At 70.7% G+C, this 6398-nt stretch carries 4 protein-coding genes; all 4 read right to left on the bottom strand.

The window, feature by feature from the left end; genetic code table 11:
• Positions 1–338 precede the first annotated feature (338 nt).
• Genes G6024_RS00335 through G6024_RS00320 form a run of 4 tightly spaced genes read right to left on the bottom strand, consistent with a single transcriptional unit; the run spans position 339 to position 6099 of the window.
• Positions 339–2429 (bottom strand): arabinofuranosyltransferase AftB family protein, encoded by a 2091-nt coding sequence (locus tag G6024_RS00335; protein WP_159147558.1) that lies wholly within the window; start codon positions 2427–2429, stop codon positions 339–341.
• 16 nt (positions 2430–2445) lie between these two features.
• Entirely contained in the window at positions 2446–3483 is a 1038-nt protein-coding gene (locus tag G6024_RS00330) for a decaprenyl-phosphate phosphoribosyltransferase (RefSeq protein WP_096906243.1), read from the bottom strand.
• On the bottom strand, positions 3480–4115 hold the full coding sequence (locus tag G6024_RS00325) for a phosphatase PAP2 family protein (protein ID WP_069388758.1): 636 nt from the start codon (positions 4113–4115) through the stop codon (positions 3480–3482). The genes G6024_RS00330 and G6024_RS00325 overlap by 4 nt, the downstream gene beginning before the upstream one ends.
• Positions 4099–6099: a glycosyltransferase gene (locus G6024_RS00320; RefSeq protein ID WP_069388759.1), complete on the bottom strand. Its 2001-nt coding sequence runs from the start codon at positions 6097–6099 to the stop codon at positions 4099–4101. Before G6024_RS00320 ends, G6024_RS00325 begins: the two co-directional genes overlap by 17 nt.
• Between the last annotated feature and the right edge of the window lie 299 nt (positions 6100–6398).

The following is a 6398-nucleotide window of genomic DNA, read 5'->3' as shown; positions in this document are numbered from 1 at the left end:
CCGCGGACCCGAGGCTGGCCGACGAGCCCTGCTCGGTCGCCTGGGCACCGGCCAGGGCCGGGGCGCCGACGACGAGCCCTGCGGCCGTCGCCAGTGCGGTGAGCCCGGCGGCGAACCTGCGCCGGAGGGTGGAGTGGGACATTCGTGTGTTCCTTTGTTCGTTCCTGGTGCCCGGGAGGGCATCGGTGACGTTCATCGGACCGGCCCCACCAGGGGGAGGACCGGAACTGCGACATCGAGTTCATCGATACTGTCGCGCACTTTGGGGCAGGTGTTACAGGTCGGGGACCATTTCGACCCCCGACTGTTACCGTTTCGAGACAACAGCGTGCGCAACACTACCGAGTGCCCTGATACTTCTCCACTTCCTCCGGCATCGGCAGCCCGCACCTCTGGACCTCGTACGCAGGGATTCTGTTGATCCTGTACTCGGCGTATGAGAATGCATTCACCACGTTGGACCAGCGCCTCTCGAGGGTCAACGGGGCCGTGTAGGACTCGATGAGTGCCTGCGTGGCGGGACACTGGAGCGCGACCTCGGCCTGGTTCACCCAGTTGACGTCGATCCACCGCGGGAAGTTGACCGGGTCCTCCACGACTCCGGTGCGCGCGAGCACCCAGTCGTACGGCAGGAACTTGTCATGCCCGATCCGGCCGTCCTCCATACGGTCCGTGTGCGCGGCCAGCGGCGAGGCGAGCCCGACGGTGTCGTAGACGTCCACGTCGAGCGGCAGGTTCATGCTGGTCATGCCGAGGTTGAGGAACACCACCGTCTTGAGGGGCTCCTCCGGCAGCTCGAACGGTGCCAACCCGGGCATCGGTCGGTCGTAGGACACCACGTCCCACCGGTCCTGGAACCCCGGCACCGGGAGGAATACCGCGCCGGTCCGGTTCCGGGTGACGTCGTTCACCAGGGCCCGCATCCGGGGGAAGTCCAGATAGTCCTCGGCGAGCAACGGGTGCCTGTGCCCGGTCCGCTGGATGTAGAACTGGCGCTCGTCGACGATCCCCGCCGACGTGATCGACTCCGGTTCCTCCCGGAACGGGTTCTCGGTGACCTGGACGGTCACCGCCCAGCCGACGACGACGAGCCACGCGGCCGCGATCGCCGGGACCGCCACCCGGCGCACCGAGGCCTCCGCGGACCCGCTGGCGGGACCGACGGGGAGGGGCACCACCGAGACCGGCAGGAGCAGGAGGAACAGAGACGGCAGCAGCACGCGGCCGTGCATGAAGTCGCCGCCGACGCGGATGACGTAGAGCAGCATCACCAGTGCCACCACGAGGAACACGATCGTGACGACCGGGGTGGAGCGGGCCCGGCGGCGCAGCCGCGGCAGGCGACCGCCCTCGTCGTCGTCGTGGTCGTCGGCGTCGTGGTCGTCGGCGCCCCCGCCATCGCCGCCACCATCGGCGGCGCCACCATCGGCGCCCCGCGGATCCGCTATCGTCCCTCCGGATCTGCTACTCCAATCCGGGTAGCGGATCCGGAGCGGGAATAGCGGATTTCCGGGGCGGGGGGCGAGGCGGGCCCAGAGGGCGACCATTCCCGCGACGAGCACGGCGGCCAGCGGCACCAGCAGGACGTACGGCGAGAGCAGGTTCCACAGGTACTCGGCGCCCTTGTCCCACTTCGACCCGCCGGCGTCCTTGGCCACGGCCGTGAGCGGGTACGGCAGCGCGTAGAACGACATCCGCCAGACCTGGTAGACCACCGGGACCGTGCCGGCGAGCACCACCAGCCACCCGAGGTGACGCCACGACTGGTGGGCGACGGCCATCAGCGCCAGGAACGCCGCTGCGGCCAGTGCCATCTCGGGGCGCACCAGGGGGCCGAGCCCGGCGAGGAAGGCGATCGCGGCCGTGCCCGGGGTGGGTAGGCAGCCCAACCGGCCCTCACGATGGGGCGCCCGGGCCCACAGTTGCAACCCCAGCCACATGGCGCCGATCCAGCAGATGACCAGGCCCGTCTCGAGACCCGAGGTGGCGAAGTCGCGGGCCGGGGGCAGCATCACGTAGACCAGCACGCCGAACGGCAGCAGCACCATCGGCCCACCGGCCGGTGCGCGGCGGGTGCCGCGGTACATCACGCGGGTGCCCAGCATCGCGAACACCACCGCGAGCATGCTCAGCGTGAGCGCCACACCCAGGACGACCAGTTCGAGCCGGTACCCGACGATCTCGTGGACGCCGTAGATGAGGTACGTCCACAGCGTGGAGGTGTTGGACTCGACCCGCTCCCCCGCGTTGAACACCGGGCCGTTGCCGGCGATGAGGTTGCGGACGGTGCGCAGGACGATGAGGCCGTCGTCGGCGATCCACCGGCGCTGCCAGGCGCCGGCGAAGAAGACCGCCACCACCACCACTACCCCGGTCCAGAAGACCGCCCCGGTGCGCCCGAACCGGCGCGCCGCCGCCACCTGCGACATCGTCCGTCCGCCGGACTCAGGCGATCGACGGGACGATATAGACGCCGATCACGACGGTGAGGACCCACAGCGCCGCGAGGACCTGCAGGACGCGGTCGCCGAGGGCGATGTCCTCGGGCTCGCCGGCCTGCGCGGCGTCGACGTCGACCGCGTAGCGCAGGACGGCGATGGTGAACGGCACGATCGAGATCTGCAGCCAGATCGCCGCCCCGTTCGGCTGCGTCGGGTCGGAGCCGCGGTCGTACGCCCACAGGGCGTAGCAGAGCACGAGCACCGTCGCCGAGAGCGTCCAGACGAACCGCAGGTAGGTGGGGGTGTAACTCTCCAACGCCTTGCGGATCTTGGCGCCGGTCTTCAGGTGCAGGCTCAGCTCGGCGTAGCGCTTGCCGGCGGCCATGAACAGCGAACCGAACGCCATGACCAGCAGGAACCACTGCGAGATGTCGACCTCGGCGGCCGCGCCACCGGCGACCGCGCGCAGCAGGAAGCCGGAGGAGACGAACGCGATGTCGAGCACCGGCTGGTGCTTGAGCCCGAAGCAGTACATGAGCTGCAGGACGATGTACACGGCCACGACGATCGCCAGGGCCGGGTGCGCCAGCAGCACCGAGATCGCGATCGACGCGATGATGAGTACCACCGCCATGCCGTACGCCAACCCCACGGGCAGGACGCCCGCCGCGATGGGGCGGAACCGCTTGGTCGGGTGGGCGCGGTCGGCCTCGACGTCCAACGCGTCGTTGATGAGGTACACGCTCGAGGCGGCCATGCAGAACGCCACGAACGCGATGAACACCGAGAACAGGACGCTGCCGTCGGTGAGGGTCTGGGACCCGGCCGCCGCGGGCGCGGCGATGACGAGGACGTTCTTGACCCACTGACGCGGCCGGAGCGCCTTGACCATGCCGTCGAGGAGGTTCTTGGGCGGCGCGCCCTTGGCATCCTCCTCCGCCTCGGCGATGTCGTCGATCTCGTTGGCGGTGTGCGGTTCGGCGCCGAGGAGGTGGTGGTCTGCCCCGCCCCGGGTCACCGGCGCTCCGGACTGATCGGTCATCGCTTCTCCTCGCGGTTCTGGGTGACGCCTGGGCCCGCCGCGCCGTCGCGCAGTGTCTCGGGCAGCACGCTCTGGACGGCGGCCGAGGGCCACACGGCGCGGGTGAGCGCAGCGCAGCCCGCGCCGACCGCGGCTCCGGCGAACACATCCGAAGGGTAGTGGACTCCCAGCACCAACCTCGACGCCAGCATGACCGGCACGAGCGCCGGCGCCACCGGGACCCCGACCACCGACCCCGCGAGCAGCGCGAACGCGGTGGTCGACGTGGCGTGGGACGACGGGAAACTGAGCTTGGAGGGGGTACCGACGCCGACGGTCACCGCGGGGTGGTCCGGGCGCCGCCGACGGATGACGCGCTTGACGACGACGGAGGTGGCATGGGCGCCGACGCTGCCGAGGCCGACCATCGCCCACCGACCGCGGCGGGCCGGATCGACGGCCATTCCCGTTGCCGCGACCGCCATCCAACCCAGCGCGTGCTCGCCGACATGCGATAGCGTCACGGCCGCCTCCCGGGAACCGGGCACGGCCAACAGCTGACGCTGGATCGCCGCCAGCAACCGGACCTCGCCGGTCGGTACGGGGATCTCCACGGCGGGATCGGACACCACCGGATCAGGATTCGAAGACACGGCCCCAGGCCTCCTTGGTCACGAGATCGGCGTGGGCGTCGCGGTAGCGGCGGCGCATCTCCGGGAACCGGCGGAACAGCTCACGGTGCACGGCGGCCGACTCCTTGAACAGGGCGGCGGCGAGGTCGCGGTCGCGCTTGCGGTAGACGACCCCGCGACCGTCGGCGGTGGTGACGGTCGCGCCGTCGACCCTGCTGAGCGAGTACCAGCGGGCCTCGATCGGCGGGAAGTTCGCCTGCGGCACCTCGTGGTGCGTCTTGTCGTCCCTGCTCAGGGTGTGGGCAAGGCCCCGCGCCAGCGCCACCGCCTTGCGGACCGGGCCCCTCGGCTCGGAGTGGATGCCCGCCGGGCCACCCGACGGTGCGGGCAGGTCGACGGCCGACGGGATGACCACCGCGTCGGGGAACTCCGCCCGCATCGCGCGCACCTTGGGCAGCGCGGTGGGCAGCAGTTCGTACAGGGCCTCCGGCCCCCTCAGGAAGTCCCGGATGGCCTCGATCTGGATGGCGACCGTCGAGTACTCGAGGCACACCAGGTGCTTGACCAGCGCCTTGAGGCTGGACTGCATGATGCCCCTGTGGTCGCCGTCGTGGTACATCGACGCCACCACCAGGCGGTTGCGCAGGTGGAAGTAGGCCTGCCAGTCGATCGCGTCGTCCTTGTCCGACCACGCCATGTGCCAGATCGCCACGCCCGGCATGGTGACGGTGGGATGGCCGGCCTGCCGCGCGCGCAGCCCGTATTCGGCGTCGTCCCACTTGATGAACAGCGGGAGCGGCTGCCCGATCTTCTCGGCGACCACGCGCGGGATGAGGCACATCCACCAGCCGTTGTAGTCCACGTCGATGCGGCGGTGCAGCGGCTTGGGGTTCTCGCGGTCCGTCAGCTGGTAGCGCGAGAAGTCGTAGTCGTAGTCCGCGTGCGGGGCGGCGGTCCACATGAAGTCGTGGGCGCCCACCACCTCGCCCATGGTGTGCAGGTGGCTGCGTTCCTGCAGGTTGAGCATCTGCCCGCCGACCAGCATCGGGACCGTGGAGAAGCGTCCGAACGCCAGGGCCCGCAGGATCGAGTCGGGCTCGATCTCGATGTCGTCGTCCATGTACAGGATGTACGGGGAATCGGTCAGCCTGCGCGCCTCGTACATGATGCGGCTGTAGCCGCCCGAGCCGCCGAGGTTGGGCTGGTCGAAGATGTGGAGTCGGTCCCCGAGGAACTCCGCCGCCTCCGCGAAGCCGGGCTCGTCGCGGACCTTGCGGTCGCCCTGGTCGGGCATGAGGACGGCGTCGATCACGGCGTCGACCTCGGGATCGGAGGTCAGTGCCCGCAGCGCGGCCACCGCGTCGCCGGGCCGGTTGAACGTGGGGATGCCGACGGTGACCCGCCGGTCGTTGGGCACCTGTACGGCCGGGTCGGGCGTGCCGTCCGGGCGGGCGTCGGGACGCGTGGGCGGTGCGTCGACCGAGGAGTACCACCCGCCGGCGAGCAACTCCACGTCCGTGTCGGAGGTGAGGTCGAACCAGATCCAGCCGCCGTCCTCGAACGGGCCCAGGTCGCAGACGAACTCGACCGTCGTCACCTGGTCGGCGCGGCCCGGTTCGCCGACGACGTCACCGGTGACCGCGATCCGCGAGCCGTCGATCTTGGAGCGGTACAGGTCCACGCGACCGGAACCGCGCACCGTCAACCGGAGGACGACCTCGCCGAGGACGGACCAGCGCCGCCAGTACGCCGCGGCGAACGCGTTGAAGTAGGTGGCGAACGAGACCTCGGAGTCGGCCCCGATCCGCAGGGAGGTCCGGGCGGAGGAGTGCGCGCGCCGGACGTTGGTGGGCGCCTCGGCGAGGTAGAGCGAGCGCACGTCGAGCGGTTCACCGGCCCGCGGCAGGATGATGCGTTGGAGGCATTCCCGGCCACGTGGAGCGGAGAGCGCGACGACCGACCGCTCGATCTCGTCGATCAGTTCGTGGTGGCCGTGGTGTTCCATGTGTGCCAGTCCCCGTCCCGACGGCCGGGGGCCGCCCTCATCAGCCTTGCTGCGCCTCGCCCTGCCCGCACGGCGGGCAGGAAAGCCGGGTCGATCGTACCCGTCGGGGGCGTGATGCCCAGTCCAGCACGCGCCGCGGCCCACCCGGGCCGGCGGAAGAAGTAGGTTCGTCCCATGCACCTCACCGGATCCGCCCGCCGCCGCCCGACCGTCCGCACCGCCCTGGGGGTGCTCGCCCTCGCCACGCCCCTCGCGCTCGCCGGGTGCGGCTCCGATGACGCCCCGTCCGACGACGCGGC

It is taken from the genome of Dietzia maris, assembly GCF_014144855.1.
GTDB classification, from domain to species: Bacteria; Actinomycetota; Actinomycetes; order Mycobacteriales; family Mycobacteriaceae; genus Dietzia; species Dietzia kunjamensis.
Note: the sequence above shows the minus strand (reverse complement) of the source record. Positions and strands in the feature narration are given on the sequence as shown.